The sequence below is a fragment of the Saccharothrix sp. NBAS 001 genome (genome assembly GCF_056640475.1).
Genome location: NZ_CM153251.1, coordinates 2,235,754 through 2,257,937, shown reverse-complemented (window position 1 = coordinate 2,257,937; position 22,184 = coordinate 2,235,754). Strand labels below are relative to the sequence as shown.

The window sequence follows — 22,184 nt, the reverse complement described above, 5'->3', positions numbered from 1 at the left end:
TCGGGCGGCTGGTCCGGTGCGGAGGCGGGCGTGTCCCAGGCAGATCCCGACGACCACGTCCGGCGGCAGTTGCGCACCCTCCAACGGGTCGTGGGCGCTCCGTCGGACGGCGTACTGGCGCGCCGCAGCGGGGTCTCCCCCGCGACGTTCTCCGAGGTGATGTCGGGCAAACGGCGGCCGAGGGAGGAGTTCGTCGCCAAGGTCGTCGGCGGGTGCCTGGTGTCGGCGCGGGCGAGCGGGCACGCGCCGCTGGACGTGCGCCGCGTCCTGCACGCCCTGCGGCTGCCCGGCCACACCGCCGCCGATGCGGGCATCCTGGAGCGCGACGACGACCTGAGCCGCTGTTCGGCGGTGCTGGACGCGGTGCGGGCACGGGCCGGCGCGACCGTCGTGGTCGAGGGGCCGGCGGGGATCGGCAAGTCCGAGCTGGTGGCGCAGGTATGCGCGGAGGCCGCCGTGCGCGGGCTGGTGCCGTTGGCGGTGCGCGGCAACCAGCGGGACCAGACGTTGGCGTTCGGCGCGGCCCGGACCTTGTTGACCCGCTGGGTGACCGGGCGGACCGCGCGGGAGCGGCAGGCGCTGTTCGCCGGGGCCGCCGAGTTCGCCCGCGTGCCGCTGGGCGTGCCGCGCCCGGGGCGGCACGGGCCCGACTGGATGATCGGGCTCACCGAGGCGCTGTACTGGCTGGTGGTCAACGCGACGGCGCTGGTCGGCGTCGACCGGGCCGAGCAGGGACTGCTGCTGGCGGTCGACGACGCGCACTGGATCGACGAGGAATCGCTGGCGTGGCTGGAATTCCTCGGCGACCGGCTGACCGGGCTGCCGGTCGTGCTGCTGCTGGCCTGCCGGCCACACGAGCGGCAGGCGGCGGCCCTGGAACGGATCGCGCTGCGCGCCGACGAGGTGGTGCGCCCGCGTCCGCTCGGGCCCGACGCGGTGCGGACGATCATCGGCCGCGGCCTGCCCTCGCGGCACGCGCCGGACGAGCGGTTCTGCGCGGCGTTCCTGGAACGCAGCGGCGGCAACCCGTTCTACCTGCGGTGGATGTTGGACGTGGCGCGGGAACGCGGCCTGACCCCCACCGCGTCCGACGTCGAGGCGGTCGCCACGCTCACGCCGCGCAACGTCGTGCTGCACCTGAAGGAGCGGCTCGGCGGCCTCGGCCCGGACGCCCGCCGGCTCGCCCAGGCCATCGCCGTGCTCGGCCCCGGCAGCCCGCTCGGGCACGCGGCCGGGCTCGCGCGGCTGACCGCCGAGCAGGCCAAGACCCGGTACGACCGGCTGTGCGACGCGGCGATCCTCGCGCCCGGCCCGACGTTGGACTTCCGGCACCCGATCATCCGCAGCGCGGTCTACGACGACATGGACCCGTCGCGGCGCGGCGACGTCCACCGGGAAGCCGCCCGGCTGCTGCACGGCCAGGACGCCGCGTCCGACACCGTCGCCGCGCACCTGCTCGACGTCCACGCCTCCGGCGACCCGTGGGTCGTCGAGCGGTTGGAGGTGGCCGCGACCGAGGCGTGGGCGTCCGGCCTGTCCACCACGGCGGCCCGCTACCTCAAGCGCGCGGTGGACGAACCGCCCCCGCCCGACCGGCGGTGCCGCGTCCGGCTGCGCTACGGCCAGGCCCTGGCGCTCGGGCAGCTCGCCGCCGCGCTGCCCGAACTGCTGGCCGCCTACCACCAGGCCCCCGACGACGGCCTGCGCACCGAGGCCGCCATCGCGCTGGCCAAGACGCACGGGTACGCCGACCAGCTCGGCCAGAGCGTCCGGCTGCTCGACACCGCGATCGCGGTGTGCGGGGACGAGGGGTTGCGCCGGCAGGCGTTGGCCGAACAGCTCCTGTGGGCCGCGTGGTGGGCCGACGACCCGCTGCGGGCCGACCGGGTGCGGCAGCTCGACCGGATCGCGCCGGCGCTGGCCGGTGACAGCGTCGTGGAACGGCTGCTGATCACCCTGCACGCGTGGAGTCTCGTGCTGCGCGGCCGGCCACGCGCCGAGGCGCTGGCGGCCGGCCGGCGCGTCGTGCGGCGCGGGGTCGTGTTCGCCGACGTCGACGCGGGCATGGAGATCGCCACCATCACCGCGTTCACGCACCTGTACGCGGGGGAGGCCGACGTGGCAGATTCCCTGCTGGGGCAGGCGATCGAGGAGTTCGAGCGCGACGGCTGGCGTGGCACCCACCTCGCGTTCGCCTACGCCAACCGGGGACGCGCGGCGCTGCGGCACGGCCGGATCCCCGATGCCGCGGCGGACGCCGACATCGCGCTGCGGCTGGCCCGGCGCAGCGGCGAGGGCACCCCCGCCGAGTGGTTCGCCACCGGCACCATGGTCGAGGCGCTGCTGGCGCGCGGCGAGGTCGGCCGGGCGGCGGCCGTGGCGGGCCCCGGCTACCGCGAACACCGGCCGGACGCGGTGGTCCTGCCGGTGCCCGGGATCGTGCTCGGCACGTTGCTGTCCGCGCGAGGCCACCACGGCCAGGCCGCGGCGGTGCTGCGCGAGGCGGGCCGCCGGCTCGACGCCGCGCCGCTGACCAACCCGGCGGTGTTCCCGTGGCGGTTCGAACTCGCCCACGTCCTGCGCCACTCGGCACCGGGCGAGGCTCGTGGGATCGCGGCCGAGGCGCAGGCCCGGGCCGACCGGTTCGGGGACCCGTCCACCCGCGGGCGGGCGCTGCGGGTGATGGCCGGTTTCGGTACGGGGGTTGAACAACTGGAGGAATCCGCGCGTCTGCTCCGCGACGCGCCGGACCGCTTGCAGTACCTGCGCACGCTGGCCGACCTCGGCCGGGCGCTGGTCAAGGCCGGGCACGCGGCCGACGCGCGCGCCGCGCTGGTCGAAGCGCTCGCGGTGGCCGACGAGTGCGGTGCGCTCTCGGCGCGGGAGGAGATCGCCCGCCAGGTGGCCGCGCTCGGGGTGGTGCCCGAGCGCGCGCGTCGGGTCAACGCCTTGTCGCCCAGGGCGAAGCGGGTCGCCGACCTGGCCGCCGACGGGCTCTCCGAGGCCGAGATCGCGCACAAGGTCCTGTTGAGCCTGGAAGTCGTGCGGTCCCTGGTCCACGAGGCCCACACCGCGATGGGCACCTCGTCGCGTGCCGAACTCCGCCGGGCGCTGGGTCGGTGATCCGCCGCGACCCGGCGTGGCACGTTGTCCCGCAACGTGAAAGGGTGGTCACGCAGCGGCACCGGCCGATCCGGACAGTCGGTCGTGACGAAGCCCGACAGCTTCGCGGCCCGGGATCGGCCGCGTCAACTGTGTCCTTCGTCTAACCCGCAAAGACTTGATTGACTCCATAATTTGAACCACACTGCCCCGCGTGCCCACGGCCTCCGACTTCGAGCAGATGTTGCGCGGAGCCTCGCTGCGCGTGACAAGCCCTCGAATGGCCGTGCTCGCCGCGGTCCACGACCACCCGCACGCCGACACCGACTCGATCACCGTTGTCGTGCGCGAAAAACTCGGCGCGGTGTCCCACCAGGCCGTGTACGACGTGCTGCGCGCGCTGACCGCGGCGAAGCTCCTGCGGCGCATCGAACCCCCGGGTTCGGTCGCGCGCTACGAGGCACGTGTCGGGGACAACCACCACCACGTCGTCTGCCGGTCCTGCGGCGCCATCGCCGACGTCGACTGCGCGGTCGGATCCGCTCCGTGCCTGACCGCCTCCGACCACCACGGCTTCACGATCGACGAAGCCGAAGTCGTGTACCGGGGCCTGTGCCCCGAATGCTCCGCAGCAACCAGTTGACGAGCATCCCTCATCCGGAAGGATTCCCGTGTCCGACAGTCCGAACGCCGTCGTTGGAGAGATGAACGAGGAGGCCGCGGGCGGCTGCCCGGTCTCGACAGGGCGCATCAGCCACCCCACCGAGGGCGGCGGCAACCGCGACTGGTGGCCGAACCAGCTCAACCTGAAGATCCTGCGCAAGCACCCCGCCGTGGCCAACCCCATGGGCGAGGAGTTCGACTACGCGGCCGAGTTCCGGACGGTCGACCTCGACGAGCTGGCCGCGGACGTGGACGCGGTGCTGACCACGTCCCAGGACTGGTGGCCCGCCGACTTCGGCCACTACGGCCCGCTGATGATCCGGATGGCGTGGCACAGCGCCGGCACCTACCGGATCCAGGACGGCCGCGGTGGCGCGGGTGCCGGGATGCAGCGCTTCGCGCCGCTCAACAGCTGGCCGGACAACGGCAACCTGGACAAGGCGCGGCGTCTGCTGTGGCCGGTCAAGAAGAAGTACGGCCGCAAGGTCTCCTGGGCCGACCTGATGATCTTCACCGGCAACCGCGCGCTGGAGACCATGGGCTTCAAGACCTTCGGCTTCGCCGGCGGTCGCGCCGACGTGTGGGAGCCCGACGAGGACGTCTACTGGGGCCCGGAGCGCACCTGGCTGGGCGACGAGCGCTACAGCGGCGATCGCGACCTGGCCAACCCGCTGGCCGCCGTCCAGATGGGCCTCATCTACGTCAACCCCGAGGGCCCCAACGGCAACCCGGACCCGCTGGCCTCCGCCCGCGACATCCGCGACACGTTCGGCCGGATGGCGATGAACGACGAGGAGACCGTCGCGCTCATCGCGGGCGGCCACACCTTCGGCAAGGCGCACGGCGCGGCCGACCCCGACGGCCACGTGGGCGCGGAGCCCGAGGGCGCGCCGCTGGAGGAGCAGGGCCTGGGCTGGCGCAACAGCTTCGGCAGCGGCAAGGGCCGGGACGCGATCACCAGCGGCCTGGAGGTCACCTGGACCTCCACCCCGGCGCAGTGGAGCCACAGCTTCTTCCAGAACCTGTTCGGCTACGAGTGGGAGCTGACCAAGAGCCCGGCCGGCGCGCACCAGTGGCAGCCCAAGGACGGCGCGGGCGCCAACACCGTGCCGGACCCGGAGGACGGCTCGCTGTCGCGCCCGCCGACGATGCTGACCACCGACCTGGCGCTGCGGTTCGACCCGGTCTACGAGCCGATCTCGCGGCGCTTCCTGGAGAACCCGGACCAGTTCGCGGACGCGTTCGCCCGCGCCTGGTTCAAGCTCACCCACCGCGACATGGGCCCGATCCAGCGCTACCTCGGCCCGCTGGTGCCGCAGGAGGAGCTGCTCTGGCAGGACCGCGTGCCCGCCGTCGACCACGAGCTGGTCGACGCCGAGGACGTCGCCGCCCTCAAGCGCGACATCCTCGACTCCGGCCTGACGGTCGCGCAGCTGGTGTCCACGGCGTGGGCGTCGGCCTCGACGTTCCGCGGCAGTGACAAGCGCGGCGGTGCCAACGGCGCGCGCATCCGCCTGGAGCCGCAGCGCAACTGGGAGATCAACGAGCCCGAGGTGCTGGCGCAGGTGCTGCGCGCGCTGGAAGGCGTGCAGGAGCGCTTCAACAGCGCGCAGACCGGCGGCAAGAAGGTGTCGCTGGCCGACCTCGTCGTGCTCGGCGGCGTCGCCGCGGTCGAGCAGGCCGCCAAGAACGCGGGCCACGAGGTCGCGGTGCCGTTCACGCCCGGCCGCACGGACGCCTCCCAGGAGCAGACCGACGCGGAGTCGTTCGCGCCGCTGGAGCCGACCGCCGACGGGTTCCGCAACCACCTGGGCAAGGGCCACCGCCTGCCGGCCGAGTTCCTTCTGGTCGACCGGGCGAACCTGCTCACGCTCAGCGCGCCGGAGCTGACCGTGCTGATCGGCGGCCTGCGGGTGCTGGGCGCGAACCACCGGCAGTCGCCGCTGGGCGTCCTCACCACCACGCCGGGGTCGCTGACCAACGACTTCTTCGTCAACCTGCTCGACCTGGACGTCGAGTGGAAGCCGACGTCGCGGGAGGCGGAGACCTTCGAGGGCCGCGACCGCGCCACCGGCGAGGTCAAGTGGACCGGCAGCCGCGCCGACCTGGTCTTCGGCTCGAACTCCGAGCTGCGGGCGGTCGCCGAGGTCTACGCGAGCGACGACTCGCGCGCGAAGTTCGTCCAGGACTTCGTGGCCGCGTGGGACAAGGTCATGAACCTCGACCGGTTCGACGTCGCGTGATCACCGCCGCCCGGGTCGGCCGCCCCTCGGCCGACCCGGGCGGCTTTTCGTCCGCCGTGGACCGTCGGGTCCCGTTCGCGGTGGACGTCCGGGCGGCCTTACCGCTCCGCCACCGCAGCAACAGCACCGCCCCGACCAGCAGCGCGGCACCGGCGGCGACCAGCACGACCGGTGCCGGCCACCGCGACCGCACGTACTCGGTGACCACGACGACCGCGCGGTAGGGCTCGTCGGTCGACGCGCGGGTGATGCGGACGTCGTCGGTGATGTGCTCCGGCCGGAACTGCCCGTCGTAGCGGGTGAGGAAGCGCGGGGTGGTCAGCAGCGCGGACAGCTCCGGGTACTCGGCGTCGGGCTTCACCTCGCCCGCGAACGTGAGTTCCGGCGGGTCGCCCCGCGGCGCGGGGTTGCCGACGTCGACGCGGTGGTCGGCCAGGACGTACAGGCGCAGCGGCTGGACGTGCTCGGCCGTCTTCGACAGCCGCATCGGGTAGACCGGGGTGTCCGCCTCGAACGTCAGCCGCATCGGCGGCAGACCGCCGGCGAGGCTGCCGGACGCGGGTGACAACCGCACGGCGACCACCAACCAGCCCTCCGCCAGGTACGGCCCGAGCGCACCGCCCAGCGCGTCGGGGAGGGTGAAGCCGTTGTCCCCCAACCACTCCGTGACGGCGGACACGTCGGTCCCGCTGAGCTGGGCCACGTCGTAGGGGCCGACGTCGACCCGGTCCACGACCGTCGCGCCACGCCCCGGCGGCGCGCCGCCGACGCCGTCACCGCGCACGACGACCTCGCGCACCTCGACCCGGGGGCGGCTGACCCGGTCCAGTTCCGCGAACAGGTCGCCGTCCGCGACCTCGAACCGGGCGCGCGCGGGCACCGGCATCAGGAACGCGGCCCGCTCGGCCGCCGACCGGGCCCGCACCGACAGGGTGATCGACTCCGTGCGCCCGTCCAGCTCGACCAGCGCGGTCTCCTGCTGGGTGCGCAGCTTGTCGTTCGCGACGAACGCGCCGCACGCGCACGCCCCGGACACGGCCGGGTCGAACACCACCAACGCGGCGGCGACCGCCACCACCGCCACGAGCCGAGCCGCTGTCCGACCTTGAGCCACGCGACGTCGGACGCCGCGCACCGCCTCCGGGTTCCGGGTCCGGGCGCGGGTGCGGCTATCGCGGGACCAGGAACGGGTGCGCCGCCCCGTTGAGCAGGTCGACGGTGGGGGCCAACTGGTCGTCGCGCGGGACGAGCGGGTAGGACCCGCCCTTCGGCTCGTCGGCTCCCCTGGGCCGCCTGATCGGTGTTTTGTGCAGGTCGCCGGACTGCCGCACGAGGAAGACGGTCACGTGCTCCACCATGTTGTCCCGGTTCCACACCGCGCGGGTCTCGAATCGCGCGACTTCGTCCCACGGCACGACCTCGGCGGCCCGGTGCAAGCGGTAGATCCGCACACCGCGCGGGCCCATGTAGATCCCCGCCTTCGCCCAACGCCACGCCACGAACCCGAGGAACCCCAGGAACAGGAAGGCGATCACCATGCCGCTGATCGCCGTTTTCCGCGTGATGACGAAGTACCCGGCCAATCCCGATGCGAACAGTCCGACCGCGGGCAGGGCTATCGTGCTCAGCGAACGCCGCCCGTCCGGTACGACCCGGAGCCATTCCCCCATCCCGGCAGCATCTGCCACCGGTCCGATCGGGGCAATAGGCCGAAAGTGCGGTGTGCGACGACGGTCGCGCACCGCACCCGGGCCCGTGGACGGGGTGGTCAGAAGCCCTGGAGGATCTTCTCGACCTCGTCCTGGAACGCCATGGCCGCCTTGTAGTGCAGGGCGTAGAAGTTGCCGGTGCCGATGGACTTCCCGGCCTTCACCGCCGGCAGGTCCCGGTACGCGGGCAGGTCGAGGATCTGCTGCGTGTCCGGACCGGCCTTGCCCTGGTAGTCGGACTGGAAGAGGATCACGCTCGCCTCGGCGAGCTTGTCGAGGTTCTCGATGGAGAACTCCGGGGTGTTGTTCTTCGGGTCGGTCACCCCGCCCCGCACGAACTGCACGCCCATGTCCTTGAGGATGGTCCCGCCCCACGACTCGTCGAGGTTGAGGAACCACTTGCCGCCGTAGCCGTTGATGAGCGCGAACTTCAGGGTGCCGAGCTTGTCGGCGTACTTGGTGCGGATCTCCTGGGCGCGATCGTCGTAGCGCTTCTTCAACGCCTCCGCGTCGCCCTTCCGGCCCACCGCGTCCGCCGCCTGGACGACCCACTGCGGCCACGCCACGCCGGGTTCACCCGGTGCGCCGCCGAGGATCACCGTGGGGCCGATCTTCTGGTAGTCCTCCAGCTTGTGCTTCTCCAGGCTGAGGAACTTGTTGCCCAGCACCAGGTCCGGGGCCTGCACGCCGACCTGCTCGATGTCGATCTCCAGCGCGCCGCCGACCTTGGCGGCCTTCTCGTACGCGGCGGCGTACTCGGGGAAGATCGCGAAGCTGTCGGTGTAGCCGGACGCGGTGGCCTTCGGCGTCACGCCGACGTCGAGCAGGCCGAAGTAGCTGTACTGGTCGAGGGCCACGATCGACTTCGGGTCGGTCGGGATCCGCACCTGACCGCTGGGGGTGTCGAACGCGCGGGTGCCCTCGCCGGTGTTCGCCTCCTCGCCGGTCGACCCGCAGCCGGCCGCGGTCAGCGCCAGCGCCGCGACGGACAGGACCGCCGTCACGCGACGGCGGAGACCACCACGACCACCCGGGACCCGGCGGGACCGCTGGAACTGCGTCGACACGACGCGCCCTCCTCGGTTTTCGTTCGTTCGGGGGAAGTACATCGGTCGCCTATTCAGGCAAGGCTATCCTAACTCACCGGTTCTCCCGGTTCGTCACCAGTCGATCAAGATTGCGCACCCATTCGCGCGCCACCCGCCGCACCACCGAGGTCGGCAGCAGTTCGGGCTGGTAGGACCACTGAGCGGTGAGCACGTCCCCGCTCACCGACGCGTTGATCGTGAGCGCGTGCGTCGCGGGCGCGTCCGGGTCGACGTCGCCGCCGAACGCGTTGTCACCCTGGACGGGCAGCCAGTCCCCGTCCCGGCCGGCCGGCTGCCGGGCGTCGCCGACGTCGACCCGCCCGACGTAGTTGACCAGCACCTCCCCCGACGGCAGCGGCTCGCCCGCCCGGTACCGCAACAGCCCGTAGCCGATGCCGTTGTCCGGCAACGACTTCCGGGCCGCGCCGACCCGGCGGGCGGTCCGCGCGACCCCGCCGGCGACCTCGACCCTGGTCGGGTGCAGCGACGTGAACCACCCGACCGTGCGGGACAGGTCCAGCCCGTCCACCAGGCGCTCCTCGCGGCCGTGGCCCTCCACGTCGACCAGCAACACCCGCCCGCCGCGCGCCCGCGCGACCGCCGACGCCAGCGCGGCGACCAGCACGTCCTGCACGCCGCACCCCAGCGCCGCCGGGATCTCGCCGAGCAGCGCGGCCGTCGTCGCCGGCCCGACCGCGACGGTGTCGTTGCGGCCCCGGCGGATCGTGTCGCGCGACGGGTCCAGCGGCCGGTCCGCGAGGCGGATGTCCGCGTCGCGCACCACGTCCCGCCAGTAGGGCAGTTCGGCGCGCTTGTCCGCCACCGCCGCGTCGAGCCGCAGCGCCCACTCCCGGAACGACACCTCGACCTCCGGGGTCTCCGGCGCGCGCCCCTCGGCCACGCACCGCCCGGCCAGCGCGAGGTCTTCGGCCAACGGCCGCCACGACACCGCGTCGACCACCAGGTGGTGCACCATCAGCAGCAGCCGGCCCGGCCGCTCCGGGCCGGCGTCGAACCAGACCGCGCGCAGCACGTCACCGGTGAACGGGTCGAGTTCCCGCACGGTCCGCTCGAACTCGGCGAACTCGGTGGTGAACAGGTCGGCGAAGTGCCCGTCCGGGCGGGCGGACAGGTCCACCCGGCGCACCAGCCGGCCGACGTCCACCGCGCCGCGCGCGGCCACCACGACCGACCAGTCCGCGTCGAGCCGGGCGCGCAGCACGTCGTGCCGGTCCAGCACCGCCGACAGCACGGCCACCAGCCGCCGCTCCCCCACCGCCGGCGGCACCCGCAGCACCGCGAACTGGCTGAGCCGGCCCAGCGGACCGCCGCGCTCGCGCTGGGCGAGCATGATCGGCGTGGCCGGGAACCGCCCGGTCGCCGGCACCTCGGCCCGGACCCGGCCGGCGTCCGGCGCGGCGACTGCCGCCAGGGCCGCCACCGTGCGCCCCTCGAACACCTGGCGCGGGGTCAGCCGCAGGCCGGCCTTCCGGGCCCGGCCGACCACCTGCATCGACAGGATGCTGTCGCCGCCCAGGGCGAAGAAGTCGTCCTCCACGCCCACGGACGGCAGACCCAGCACCTCGGCGACGATCGCGGCCAGCGCCGCCTCGTCGGGGGTGCGCGGCCCGACGCCGCCGGCGAGCCCGGCGAAGTCCGGCGCGGCCCACCGCGCCGCCGCCAGCGCCGCCCGGTCGACCTTGCCGTTCGGCGTCACCGGCAACGCGTCCAGCACGACGACCGCCGCCGGCACCAGGTAGTCCGGCAGGGTCAGCGCGACGTGCGCGCGCAGCGCCGGGCCGTCCACCCGGTCCGGGTCGGCCACCACGTACCCGACCAACCGCACCGGGCCGTCGTCCGCGCGGGGCAGCACCACCGCGTCGGTCACGTCCGGGTGCGCGGTCAGCCGGGCCTCGACCTCGCCCGGCTCGACCCGGTGGCCGCGCACCTTCACCTGGTCGTCCACCCGGCCCAGGAACTCCACGTGCCCGTCCGGCGTGCGGCGCGCCAGGTCGCCGGTGCGGTACATGCGGGTGCCGGGCGGGCCGAACGGGTCGGCCACGAACCGGGACGCGGTGAGGCCGGGCGCGCCGAGGTAGCCGCGCGCCAGTTGCGGCCCGGCCAGGTACAGCTCGCCCGCGACCCCGTCCGCGACCGGCATCAGCGCGTCGTCCAGCACGCGGGTCGAGGTGTTCGCGACCGGCCGGCCGATCACCGGGTGTTCGGCGTCGGCCATCCGCGCCACCAGCGCGTCCACGGTCCCCTCGGTGGGGCCGTAGAAGTTGAACCCCTCGACGTCCGGCGAGTCCCGGAACCCCGCCCACAGCGCGGGCGGCACGGCCTCGCCGCCCACCCCGAGCACGCCCGGCGGGCGGCGGTCGCCGGCGGTCAGCCCGGCGGCGACCAGCTGCCGCAGGTGCGACGGGGTCAGCTCGACGAAGTCGATCCCCCGGTCGAGCAGGAACGCCACCAGCGCGTCGGCGTCCACCCGCTCGTCGTCCTCGGTGACGTGCAGCTCGTGCCCGCCGAGCAGGGCGAGGGTCGGCTGCCAGGACGCGTCGAAGGCGAACGACCAGTTGTGCCCGACCCGCAACGGCCGGCCCGCCCGCGCCGCGGCGGGCCGCAGCACGTCCCGGTCGTGGTTGTGGAACAGGTTCACCACGCCCCGGTGCGGCACGACCACGCCCTTCGGCCGGCCGGTCGACCCCGAGGTGTAGATGACGTGCACCGGGTGGTCGGGCCGCAGCGGCGCGATCCGGTCCGCGTCGGTCGGCGGGGTGTCCGGGAACGCCTCGGACTCCGCGAACTCCGGGCACCCCTCGGTCAGCACGACGACGGGCCGGGCGTCGGCGAGCATCTCGGCGGTCCGGCCGTCCGGCTGGTCCGGGTCCAGCGGCAGGTAGGCGGCACCGGACTTGAGCACCGCGAGCAGCGCGACGAAGAACCGCTCCGAGCGGCGCAACCGCAGTGCCACAACGCGTTCCGGGCCCGCGCCGCGCGACACCAGCAGGCGGGCCAGGCGGTTCGCGCGGGCGTCGAGCGCCCGGTAGCGCAGGACGCGGTCGCCGCACGCCACGGCCACGGCGTCGGGCGTGCGGCGGACGTGCCGCTCGAACAGGCCGACGACGGTGGTCTCCGGTACCTCCAGCGGCACGCCGTCCCAGCCGTCGCGGGACGCGGGTTCGACGTCCACCCGGCCGGCCGGGGTGTCGGCCACGTCCGGCACCGACGCGAGCAGGTCGGCGAACGCGCGGGCCAGCGCCTCGGCCTGCGGCCCGGTGAACACGTCGGTCCGGTACTCGACGATCAGCTCCAGCGTCGGACCGGGCGAGACGACCAGCGTCATCGGGTAGTGGGTGGCGTCCTCGCCGCTCACACCGGTGATCCGGACGCCCGCGCCCCGCTGGCTCTCGCCCAGCGCCCGCGCGTCGACCGGGTAGCTCTGGAACACCACGAGCGTGTCGAACAGCTCGCCGTGCCCGGCCTGCCGCTGCACCTCCGCCAGGCTCACGTGCTGGTGGTCGAGCAGTTCGGCCTGCTCGCCCTGCACGCGGGCGAGCAGCGCGCGCAGCGGCTCGGCGGCCCGCACCCGGACGCGCACCGGCAGGGTGTTGATGAACAGCCCGATCATCCGGTCCGCGCCGGGCAGGTCGGCGGGTCGGCCGGACACGGTCGCGCCGAACACCACGTCCCGGCGTCCGGTCCGCCTGCCCAGCAGCAGCGCCCACGCGCCCTGCACGACGGTGTTCAGGGTGAGCCCGGCCGAGCGCGCCCACGCGGTGAGCCGCCGGGTGTCGGGTTCGGACAGCCCGGCGGTGCTCTTGCCGGGCAGCGACCGGGGCGCGCCGATCCCCGGCGGCGCGAGCAGCGTCGGGCCGTCGAGCCCGGCGAACGCGGTCCCCCACGCCCGCGCCGACGCCGTCCGGTCGCGGTCGCGCAGCCAGCGCAGGTAGTCGCGGTAGGGCCGGGCGGGCGGCGGGGCGGCGGACCGGTAGAGGTCCAGCAGTTCCTGCGCGAGCAGGGGCGCGGACCAGCCGTCCAGCACGACGTGGTGGCTGGTGATCAGCAGCCGGCACCCCGACGGGCCGACCCCCAGCACGAACCGGACCAGGGGCGGCTCGGCGAGGTCGAACGGCGTCGACCGCTCGACCGCGACGGCCCGCTCCACCTGGTCGCCGGGCACCACCCGCCAGGACAGCCCGACCGCGCGCGGCACGACCTGCACCGGGCGGCCGGTGGACAGGTAGCGGAAACCCGCGCGCAGGTTCGGGTGGCGTTCCAGCAGGGCGTGGGCCGCCGCGCGCAGCCGGTCCGGGTCGACCTCGCTCAGGTCGAGCACCTGCTGGGTGGTGTAGACGTCGAGGGCGTCGCCGTCGAACGACGCCAGGAACAGCATGCCCTCCTGCAACGGCGAGAGCGGCCACAGGTCGGCCACCTCGGGACCGGCGACCTCGTCCACGTCGTCCTGGGTGAGGTCGAGCAGCGGGAAGTCGGCGGCGGACGGGCCGCCGACGCCGGGCCGCGCGAGGTGCGCGGCCAGGCCGACGAGCGCGCGGACCCACTCCGCGCCGATCGCCCGGACCTGTTCGGCGGTGAACGCGCCGGGCGCGTGGTGCAGCGACGCGCGCAGCCCGTCCGGGCCGATCGAGCAGTTCACCTCCAGGGCGTGCGAGACGCGGGCCGCCGGGTCGAGGTCGCCGCCCAGCCCGGCGTGCCGGGGACCGGGTTTCCAGTCCGCCTCCGCGCCGCCGGCGTCCACGCCGAACCGGCCGAGGTAGTTGAACAGCACCTCGGGGTGGCCGGTGCCGGCGAGGTCGTCGGTGAGGTGGCGCAGCAGCGGGTAGCCGGCGGGTGCGCGCAGCCGGGTGTCCTTGACGTGCTTGAGCAGGCGGCCCGGGTCGGCGTGCGGGGTGATCCGCATCGGGGTCGTGGTGGTCAGCCAGCCGACCGTGCGGGACAGGTCCAGGACGTCGTCGCGGCCGTGCCCCTCGGTCTCGACCAGGACCGACTCGACGCCGCGCACCGCGCCGAACGCGGCGGTGAACGTGCCGAGCAGGGCGTCCTGGGCGTTGGCGCGCAACAGCGCGGGGACCGCCGCCAGCACCGGGTCGGTGACGGCGGCGGGCACCGAGACCGAGGTCTCGACCGCGTCGGCGACGGTGTCGGTCGGCCGTCCGGTCGGCGGGCCGAGCACGGCGCGCCAGTGCGGCAGTTCGGCGCGGTGCGCGGCGACCCGTTCGGCCAGGCTCGCCGCCCAGGCGCGCAACGACGTCGGCACGGCGGGGATGCCGCCGCCGGCCGCGTGCGCCAGGTCCTCGAAGATCACCCGCCAGGACACGCCGTCGACCACCAGGTGGTGCACCACCAGCAGCAGCCGGCCCGGCTCGGCCGGCACGTCGAACCACACCGCGCGCAGCACCACGCCGGCGGCGGGGTCGAGTTCGCGCTCGGCGCGGGTCGCCTCCCGGCCGATCGCGGTGTCGTCCGGGTCGACCGGCACCGCGACCCGGCGCAGCGCGGTCGACGCGGCGACCGCGCCGGCGGGCGGGATGCGCAGCGCGGTGTCGAAGGTGGCGCGCAGCGCGTCGTGCCGGTCCAGCAACGCCTGCAGCACGGCGGTGAGCCCGGCCTCGTCCAGCCCGGCGGGGGTGCGCACCACGGCGGACTGGCTGAACCGCCGGGGCACGCCGCCCCGGTCGAGCAGCGCGGCGATCATCGGGGTCGGCGCGACCTCGCCGACGGCCGCGACCACGGGCCGGCCGCCGGCCTCGACCGGCACCGCGACCTCGGCCAGGGCGGCGACCGTGCGCGCCTCGAACACCTGGCGGGGCGTGATCCGCAGCCCGGCGGCCCGCGCGCGGGCGACCACCTGGAGCGACAGGATGCTGTCGCCGCCGAACCCGAAGAAATCGTCCTCCACGCCGGTCGACGCCAGCCCGAGCACCGCCGCGAACGCGTCGGCGAGCACCTGCTCGGCCGGGGTGCGCGGGGTGGTGCGGCCGGTCAGCCCGCTCAGGTCGGGCGCGAACCGCGAGGACGTGGCGAGCGCGCCCCGGTCGACTTTCGCGTTGACCGTCAGCGGGAGCCGGTCGAGCACCACGACGGCGGAGGGCACCGAGTAGTCCGGCAGCACGGCGGCCAGCGCCGCGCGCAGGGCGACCGGCGACGGCTCCGCGCCGGGTCCGGCCGTCACGAAGGCGACCATGCGCCGCACGCCCGGCTGGTCCTCGCGGATCACCGCGACCGCCTCGGCCACGCCCGCGCGCCCGGTCAGGTTCGCCTCGACCTCGCCGAGTTCGACCCGGAACCCGCGGATCTTGACCTGGTGGTCGGCCCGGCCCAGGAAGTCGATCTCGCCGTCCGCCGTCCACCGCACCAGGTCGCCGGTGCGGTACATCCGCCCGCCCGGCGGGCCGAACGGGTCGGCGACGAACCGGGTCGAGGTCAGGCCGGGCAGCCGGTGGTAGCCGCGGGCCAGGCCGCCCGCGACGTACAGCTCGCCCGCCACGCCCGGCGGCACCGGCCGCAGGTCGGCGTCGAGCACGTAGCCGCGCTTGTTCGGGTCGGGCGCTCCGATGACCACCGGCCGGTCCGGCCGGCAGCGCCACAGCGTCGAGTTGACCGTGGCCTCGGTGGGGCCGTAGGCGTTGAACATCCGGTGTTCGCGGCTCCACCGGTCGACCAGCTCGGCGGTGAGCGCGTCGGTGCCCGCGATGATCGTGCGGCCCGGCGGCAGGCCGCCGGCGGACAGCGTGGCCAGCGCGGAGGGCGGCAGGAACAGGTGGGTGAGCCGCTGTTCGGCGACGAACGCGGCCAGCGGGTCGCCGAGGCGCTGGTCCTCGGGCACCACCACGGCCGTCGCGCCGACCAGCAGCTGCGTGGACAGCTCGGCCAGCGACACGTCGAAGCTGGGCGAGGCGAACAGCAGCACGCGGCTGCCGGGGCCGCTGCGCACCGCGTCGGCGAACATCGCCACCAGGTCCGGCACGCCCCGGTGCGGCACCAGCACGCCCTTGGGGCGCCCGGTGGACCCGGAGGTGTAGATCAGGTACGCGGCGCTGTCCGGGTGCGGCGGCGGCAACTCCCCCGCCTCGTCCGGGACGTCGTCGGCGAGGTCGGCGGCGAGGTCGGCGGCGAGCAGCAGGGGCACGTCGTGACCGCGCAGGCGCTCGGCGCTCGCGGCGTCGGTGACGACCAGGACCGGGGACGCGTCGGAGAGCATGTGGGCCAGGCGTTCGGCCGGGTACTCGGGGTCCAGCGGGAGGTGCGCGCCGCCCGCCAGGTGCACGCCCAGCATCGCGGTCAGGAAATCCAGGCCGCGCCGGAGCGCGACGCCGACCACCCGTTCCGGTCCGACCCCGCGCGCGATCAGCGCCCGCGCCAGCCGGGTCGCCCGCGCGTGCACCTGCGCGTAGGTGACGACCTGGTCGCCGTCCTCGACCGCGACGGCGTCCGGGCGGGCCTCGACCTGCGCGGTGAACAGCTCCACCAGGGACTCGCCCGCGCGCGGCAGGGTGGCGGCGTTCCACTTCTCCAGCACGGTCTCGCGCTCGGCGGCGGTGGTCAGGTCGACCGCGCCGATCCGCCGGTCCGGCCGCTCCGGCAGGGTGCCGAGCAGGTCGGCGAGCAGCTCGCCGAGCCGGCGCACCAGGTCGGCGGGCACCAGGTCGGGGCGGTGCACCAGGACCAGCGACAGCTCCGCGCCGGGCACGGCCACCAGGGTCAGCGGGTAGTGGGTGACGCTGCGGACGGCGACCGGTTCGACCGCGAGCCCGGCGGCCTCGTCGGCGCGGCGCAGCGCGGCCTCGTCGGCGGGCGCGCTCTGGAACACCACCAGCGTGTCGAACAGCTCGTCGTGGCCGCTGTCGCGCTGGATCGCGGCCAGCCCCACGTGGTGGTGGTCCATCATCGCCGCCTGCCCGGCCTGCACGTCGACCGCGAGCGCGGCCAGGGTCCGCGCCGGGTCGAGCCGGACGCGCACCGGCAGGGTGTTGATGAACAGGCCGACCATCCGGTCCGCGCCGGGCACCTCGGCGGGCCGGCCGGACACCGTCGTGCCGAACACCACGTCCCGGCGGGCGGTGAGCTTGCCCAGCACCACCGCCCACGCGCCCTGCACGACGCTGTTGAGCGTCACGCGGTTGGCCCGCGCCCAATGCGCCAGCCGCGCGGTCGGCCCGGCGGGCAGCGTGAACACCTTCTCGTGCGGGAATCCCGCTGCGGCACGGGTTCCGGGCGCGAGCAGCGTCGGCTCCGCCAGGTCGGCCAGGTGGTCGCGCCACGCCGCGCGCGCCGCGTCCTGGTCCCGTCCACGCAGCCACGCCAGGTAGTCGCGGTAGGCGGGCGCGGGCGGCAGCACGGCCGGGTCGCCGCCGGAGCCGTAGAGGGTGAACAGCTCCTCGCCCAGCAGCGGCCCGGACCACCCGTCGACCAGCAGGTGGTGCGCGGTGATCACCAGCCGGTGCCGCTGCGGGCCCAGGCGCAGCAGCCGGAACCGGATCAGCGGCGGGGACGCCGGGTCGAACCGGCGGGCGCGGTCGGCCTCCAGCACGGCGGGCAGGTCGGCCTCGGCCACGTCGTCGACCTCGAACGGCACGGTCACCGAGCGCGGCACGACCTGCACCGTCTCGCCGCTGCGCCGGGCCCGGAACGCGGCCCGCAGGTTCGGGTGCCGCTCCAGCAGCGCCCGCGCCGCCGCGCGCACCCGGTCGGCGTCGACCGGGCCGCGCAGGTCGTACTCCTGCTGGACGGTGTAGACGTCGGTGGCCTCGTCGTCCCAGGTGGACAGCAGGAGCAGCCCTTCCTGGAGGGGCGTGAGGGGCAGGACGTCCTGGACGCCGTGCGCGGCGGTGCTCAAGAAACGCTCCAATCACCGGAGAACTCGGCGAACTCGTCGTCGGTCAGGTCGACCAGGGGTGCGTCGTCGGCGGGCGCGGGCTCGGTCCCCGCGCCCAGCGGTGCGGCGACTTCGGCCAACGCGGCGACCGTGCGCAGGTCGAACACCTGGCGCGGGGTGAGCAGCCAGCCCTCGGTGCGGGCGCGGCCGACCAGGTGCAGCGACCGGATGCTGTCGCCGCCCAGCTCGAAGAAGTCGTCCAGCACGCCGACCCGGGGCAGGTCCAGCACGTCCGCCGCGCACGCGGCGAGCACCCGTTCCCGGTCGGTGCGCGGCTCGACGCGGCCGGTCTCCCGGTCCGGGACGGGCAGGGCGGCGCGGTCGAGCTTGCCGTTGGCGGTGAGCGGGAACTCCGCCAGCCAGCCGAACGCGGCGGGCACCAGCGCCTCGGGCAGGGTCTCGCGCAGCGCGGCCCGGAGGTCGGCGGCCGGGCGCGGTTGGCCGGTCAGGTAGCCGATCAGGCCGACCTCGCCCGCCACGACCTCCGCGCCGGTCACCCCGGGCAGCGCGGCCAGCGCGGCGGCCACCTCGCCCGGCTCCACCCGGACGCCGCGGACCTTGACCTGCTGGTCGGTGCGGCCCAGGTACTCCAGCACGCCGTCGGCGCGACGCCGGCCCAGGTCGCCGGTGCGGTAGCGGCGGGTGCCGTCGGGTCCGGCCACGAACCGGGCCGCGGTCAGGCCGGGCCGGCGGTGGTAGCCGTGCGCGAGCTGGACGCCGGACAGGTACAGCTCGCCGACCGCGCCGGGCGGCACCGGCCGCAGCGCCGCGTCCAGCACGTGCACGCCGGTGTTCCAGACCGGCCGGCCCAGCGGGGTGGGCCGGTCCGGGTCGTCGCCGGTCGTGTCGTGGAAGGTCACGTCCACGGTCGCCTCGGTGGGGCCGTAGAGGTTGTGCACCACGGCGTCCGGCAGGACGTCGCGGGCCTTGGCCACCAGGTCGCCGGTCAGCGCCTCGCCGCTGCACACGACCGTGCGCAGGCCGAGGCCGGCGGCGCTCGGCTCGGCCAGGAACGGGCGCAGCAGCGACGGCACGAAGTGCGCGGTGTCCACCCGCTGCGCCCGGATCAGCTCCGCCAGGTACGCCGGGTCGCGGTGCCCGTCCGGAGCCGCGACGACGAGCGTGCCGCCGGTGGTCAACGGCAGGAACAGCTCCCACACCGAGACGTCGAACGACACCGGGGTCTTGAGCAGGGTGCGCCGGCCGGGGCCGAACCCGTACTCGGCGGCCATCCACGACAGCCGGTTCACCACCGCGCCGTGCGGCACCACCACGCCCTTGGGCAGCCCGGTCGACCCGGACGTGTAGAGCACGTACGCGGGCGCGTCGGGCGACACGCCGACCGGTGCGAGGGCAACGTCCGCGACGGTCAGCGACTCCGGTGTGACGACCAGCGCGGGCGAGGCGTCGGCGGCCAGGTACTCGCGGCGCGCGGCGGGGTGGTCCGGGTCGATCGGCACGTACGCCGCGCCCCTGCGGTGCACCGCGTACAGCACCGCGACCAGTTCGGCCGAGCGCGGCAGCGACACCCCGACCAGGTCGCCGGGCCGCACCGGGAGACCGGCGGCGAGCCGGCCCACCAGGTCGTCGAACTGCGCGTAGGTCCACGTCCGGTCGCCGTCGACCACCGCCGGCGCGTCGGGCGTGGCCCGCACCTGCGCGGCGAACAGCTCCGGCAGGGTCGCGGCGGGCACCTCGACGGTGTCCCCGAACGGCTCCTCGGGCACGTGGGCCGGGATCCGCCCGACCGGCACGCCCGGGTCCTCGGCGACGGTCCCGAGCAGGTCCGCCAGGCGCTCCAGCACGGCGTGCGGGTCGGTCACGCCGGGCCGGTGGTCCAGCCCCAGCGACAGCCGCTCGCCCGGCACGACCACCAGCGTCAGCGGGTAGTGCGTGGCGTCCGAGCCGGTCACCGCGTCGACGGTCAGGCCCGCCGCGGCTTCCGCGCCGGCCAGCGCGGCGCGGTCGACCGGGTAGCTCTCGAACACCACGAGGGTGTCGAACAGCGGCCCGGTGCCCGCCCAGCGCAGGATGTCGGCCGGCCCGGCGTGCTGGTGGTCCAGCAGCGCGATCCGCTCCCGCTCGACCCGGCGCGCCAGGTCGGCGAACGACTCGCCGTGGTCGATCCGGACCCGCACCGGCACGGTGTTGATGAACAGGCCGATCATCCGGTCCGCGCCGTCGAGGTCGGCGGGCCGGCCGTGCACGGTGACGCCGAAGACGACGTCCGTGCGGCCGGTCAGCGGGCCGAGCACCAGCGCCCACGCGACGTTCACCAGCGTGCTGGTGGTCACGCCGAGCCGGGTGGCGAGGGCTTCGACGCGGGTGCCGTCCAGCTCGACGGCCGCGCGTTCGGGGCGCACGGCGTCGCGTAGGTCCGGGGCGACCAGCGTCGGTCCGTCCACATCGGACAGCGCGGCGCGCCAGGCGGTCGCGGCGGCGTCGCGGTCGCGGCCCGCCAGCCACGCCAGGTGGTCGGCGAAGGGCCGGGCGGGCGGCGGTGGGGTGCCCGCGTACCGGGCGAACAGCTCCTCCGCGATCAGCGGGCCGGACCAGCCGTCGGCCAGCACGTGGTGGTGCGCCACCAGCAGCCGGGACCGGTCGGGGCCGGTGCGGACCAGCGCCACCCGCAGCGCCGGGCCGTGTTCCAGGTCGAACCCGCGGGTGGTGAACCCGGCGGTGAACGCGTCCGGGTCGCCGACCTCGACCTCCTGCCACGGCAGGGTCGCGGACGTCGGCACGACCTGCACCGGAGCGCCGGAGCGCAACCGCCGGAACGACGCGCGCAGGTTGCCGTGCCGGTCCAGCAGGGCCTGCCCCGCCGCGCGCAGCCGGTCCGCGTCCACCGGGCCGGACAGGTCGTAGGCGTAGCCCACGGTGTACACGTCGTGGGTGTCGAACTCGGCCTGGAAGAGGATCCCCTCCTGCAACGGCGAGAGCGGCAGCACGTCGGCCACCTCGCCCAGACCGTCCACATCGGACTGGTCCAGCGCGACCAGCGGGAAGTCCGAGGGCGTGTGGAACGGTGCGCGCACCGCGTCCGCGAGGTCGGCGAGCGCGGCCCGCCAGTGCTCGGCGAGGTCGCGGACGTCGTCGCCGGACAGCACGTCGCGGACGTGCGCGAACTCGCCGTGCAGCCGCAGCCCGTCGTCGTGCCGCACGGCGACCGCGTTGATCTCCAGCGGGTGGCTGACCGGGGTCGTGGTGTCGACCGAGCCGTCGAGCAGCCGGCCTTCCGGCGCGGGCGACCAGTCGGCCGCGCCGGCGGGCCCGCCGAGCCTGCCCAGGTAGTTGAACAGCACCGTCCGCCGGACACCCGCCGGGCGGAACCCGGTGGGCTCGGGCAGGCCGCGCAACTGCTCCTTCACCGCCTTGAGCCAGGCGACCGGGTCGCCGTGCACCCCGCCGATCCGGACCGGGTAGACGGTGGTGAACCAGCCGACCGTGCGGGACAGGTCCGCGCCGGGCACCAGGTGCTCGTCGCGGCCGTGGCCCTCCAAGTCGAGCACCAGCCCGTCGTCGGGCAGGCCGCGCGCGGCGCGCCACCGGGCCACGGCCAGGGCCAGGGCGGCGAGCAGCACGTCCTGGGCGTTGGCGTGGGCGGCGGCGGGCAGGTCGGTGAGCACCCGGTCGCCGGCCAGGTCCACGGTGACGGTGTCCACGGCGGACCTCGGGTGGGTGGTGGCGTCCGGTTCGCCGCCCAGGCGCGGGTTGCCCGCCGACACCCGCGCCCAGCGCTCGTCGTCGGCGCGGTCGAGGTCGCCCAGCGCCCGCGCCCAGTCGATGACGGAGGTGGCGGCGGGCGCGAGCACCGGGCGGCGGCCGGCGCGCAGGTCGGCCCAGCCGTGCGCGAGGTCGTCCAGCAGGATCCGCCACGAGACGCCGTCGACCACGAGGTGGTGCGCCACCAGCAGAAGCCGGCCGGGTTCGGCGCCGGCGTCGAACCACACCGCGCGCAGCACGTGGCCGCGTTCGGGGTCGAGTCCGGCGACGGCGTCGGCGAACGCCTCGCGGACCAGGGGTTCGGTGACGCCGTCGACGCGACGCAGTACGTCGGCGGCGGTCACCTCACCCACCGGGAGCACGCGGTGCGTCCACCCGGGGTCCAGTCGGGACCTCAGCACGTCGTGGGCGGCCAGCACGGCGTCCAGGATCGCGGCGAGGTCGGGCGGGGTCAGGCCGGCGGGGGTCGTGACGATCATCGACTGGCTGAACCGCCGGGTGTCGCCGCCCAGCCCGCGCAGCGCCGCCACCACCGGCAGCGGCGGCACGACGCCGACCCGGACGCCCGTGCCGGTCGCCCCGGTCGGCTGGGCGACGCGGGCCAGCGCGGCGGGCGTGCGGTGCTCGAACACCTCGCGCGGCGTGACCCGGTGGCCGGCGCGGCGCAGCCGGGCGATGAGCTGTAGCGACGAGATGCTGTCGCCGCCGAGCCGGAAGAAGTCCGCGTGCGCCCCGACGTCCGCGACGCCGAGCACCGCGG

General features: G+C 75.3%; 8 protein-coding genes (1 of these 8 running past the window's edge). 3 read left to right on the top strand and 5 right to left on the bottom strand.

The features are described 5' to 3' along the window. Positions 1 to 30 precede the first annotated feature (30 nt). The 3 genes from AC0HI0_RS09485 to katG all read left to right on the top strand — a co-directional run bounded on the left by AC0HI0_RS09485 (position 31) and on the right by katG (position 6,008). Complete coding sequence (locus tag AC0HI0_RS09485) at positions 31 to 3,123, top strand: ATP-binding protein (RefSeq protein WP_480931917.1); 3,093 nt, start codon at positions 31 to 33, stop codon at positions 3,121 to 3,123. A 193-nt stretch (positions 3,124 to 3,316) separates the two neighbouring features. After that, entirely contained in the window at positions 3,317 to 3,745 is a 429-nt protein-coding gene (locus AC0HI0_RS09480; protein WP_480931916.1) for a Fur family transcriptional regulator, read from the top strand. Positions 3,746 to 3,773: 28 nt separating this feature from the next. After that, positions 3,774 to 6,008: a catalase/peroxidase HPI gene (katG, locus tag AC0HI0_RS09475; protein WP_480931915.1), complete on the top strand. Its 2,235-nt coding sequence runs from the start codon at positions 3,774 to 3,776 to the stop codon at positions 6,006 to 6,008. Here katG and AC0HI0_RS09470 read toward each other — a convergent pair. From AC0HI0_RS09470 to AC0HI0_RS09450, 5 genes are all read right to left on the bottom strand, one after another. Further along, on the bottom strand, positions 5,977 to 7,092 hold the full coding sequence (locus AC0HI0_RS09470) for a DUF2330 domain-containing protein (RefSeq protein ID WP_480931914.1): 1,116 nt from the start codon (positions 7,090 to 7,092) through the stop codon (positions 5,977 to 5,979). The genes katG and AC0HI0_RS09470 overlap by 32 nt on opposite strands. A gap of 85 nt (positions 7,093 to 7,177) precedes the next feature. Next, the gene (locus AC0HI0_RS09465; RefSeq protein ID WP_480931913.1) at positions 7,178 to 7,678 is read right to left on the bottom strand and encodes a hypothetical protein; all 501 of its coding nucleotides are present in this window, start codon (positions 7,676 to 7,678) and stop codon (positions 7,178 to 7,180) included. Positions 7,679 to 7,776: 98 nt separating this feature from the next. Beyond that, positions 7,777 to 8,784 carry an ABC transporter substrate-binding protein gene (locus tag AC0HI0_RS09460; protein WP_480931912.1) on the bottom strand — a complete coding sequence of 336 codons (1,008 nt, stop codon included), beginning with the start codon at positions 8,782 to 8,784 and terminating at the stop codon, positions 7,777 to 7,779. A gap of 73 nt (positions 8,785 to 8,857) precedes the next feature. Next, positions 8,858 to 17,662 (bottom strand): amino acid adenylation domain-containing protein, encoded by an 8,805-nt coding sequence (locus AC0HI0_RS09455; RefSeq protein ID WP_480931911.1) that lies wholly within the window; start codon positions 17,660 to 17,662, stop codon positions 8,858 to 8,860. Further along, positions 17,659 to 22,184, bottom strand: the end of a protein-coding gene (locus AC0HI0_RS09450) for a non-ribosomal peptide synthetase (RefSeq protein WP_480931910.1). It continues 8,779 nt past the right edge of the window; only the last 4,526 of its 13,305 coding nucleotides appear in the window; its start codon lies off the right edge, out of view — the gene reads right to left on this strand; the stop codon is at positions 17,659 to 17,661. Before AC0HI0_RS09450 ends, AC0HI0_RS09455 begins: the two co-directional genes overlap by 4 nt.